This is a genomic window from Secundilactobacillus collinoides DSM 20515 = JCM 1123, from assembly GCF_001435975.1.
GTDB classification, from domain to species: Bacteria; Bacillota; Bacilli; order Lactobacillales; family Lactobacillaceae; genus Secundilactobacillus; species Secundilactobacillus collinoides.
Map to the genome: position 1 here is coordinate 1 of NZ_AYYR01000123.1, position 1053 is coordinate 1053.

The 1053-nt window shown below is 42.6% G+C and carries 3 protein-coding genes; all 3 read right to left on the reverse strand.

Annotated features, from left to right (window positions below; genetic code table 11):
• On the reverse strand, positions 1 to 270 hold a 270-nt coding region (locus tag FC82_RS15205; RefSeq protein WP_235809256.1), incomplete at its 3' end, for an ArdC-like ssDNA-binding domain-containing protein.
• Positions 271 to 273: 3 nt separating this feature from the next.
• Complete coding sequence (locus FC82_RS15210; RefSeq protein ID WP_004466187.1) at positions 274 to 489, reverse strand: hypothetical protein; 216 nt, start codon at positions 487 to 489, stop codon at positions 274 to 276.
• A gap of 112 nt (positions 490 to 601) precedes the next feature.
• On the reverse strand, positions 602 to 1053 hold a 452-nt coding region (locus FC82_RS15215), incomplete at its 5' end, for a topoisomerase C-terminal repeat-containing protein (protein WP_191982812.1).

A 1053-nucleotide genomic window follows, 5' to 3' on the forward strand; every position in this document is an offset into this window, starting at 1 on the left:
AATGATCGGAGCCGCAATCCGAATCGCTTTTGCGCCCCGGTTGACGGTGCGGTTAACAGCCTTCTGCCATTGCTTAAAGCCGGCGACTTGAGTGGCTTGAGGATTTTGCGCATAAATCAAATCAATGTTTCTGGCGCTATAATGATGAAATTTAGCCAGGGTATTAAGATACTGTTTAAATCGGTCACTATCGGTTAATTTTAGGATTTGCTGTTCGGCTTGGGCGACTAATTGTGCTTTCCAGGCTTTAACGTCTGCTTTACTCGGCATTGTCTACCCCTCCTCATCTTCAAAAATATCATTCAATATAGGGGCTACGTTGATTTGAATCGGGGTCGTGCCATAAAGGGCGATGTAGCCATCAGCTAATTTTTGCCAAGCCACTTGATAATAGGCTCCGTTACCAGTGATTTCTTTTAAATACTTGTAGGTTCCTTTAGCCTGTAAAACTGGTAATTCACTCCCAATGACTGCTAATTTATTATCCATTTTATGATCTCCTTTGCTTTGCTAATTTCACCCGTTGTTTAGGTTTACTTTTGGCTTTATAAAAGTGAACCTAAACAACGGGTTCAACAACGTGCAGGGCGGTAGGCAGGTTCTAATCAAAATCAAAACTTAATTTATGACCGTCAAGTTTTAGCTTGGCGTCAAACGACTTACCTTTTTTGCTCTTGAACCCCTTTAGTTTGCTGGTTTCACCCTTGGTGACTAAGGCTTTGATTGCAGTTTTACCGAGGGCTTTGCTGCTCCATTTCTTGGATAGAGTAAAGTCTTCGCCTTGCTTAGGCTTTACAATGTAAAACTTCTGTTCATTTAAAACGGTCGCTTGCGATGTTTCTAAGAAGACCTCGTCGGACTTTTGTGCTTGCTGTTGGTGATTGATTTGTTGCTTAATGGCTGCACTGCCAGTTAATTGTGTGGGAACATCAGCGATTAACTTGGCCACAAAGTTCTTAATCTGGCTCAAAAAGTTATCCGGGGTGCGTTCTTCGGCACTGATTTGCTGTAACGCTTGCTCCCATTTAGCCGTCATCTCTGGACTAGTTAGCA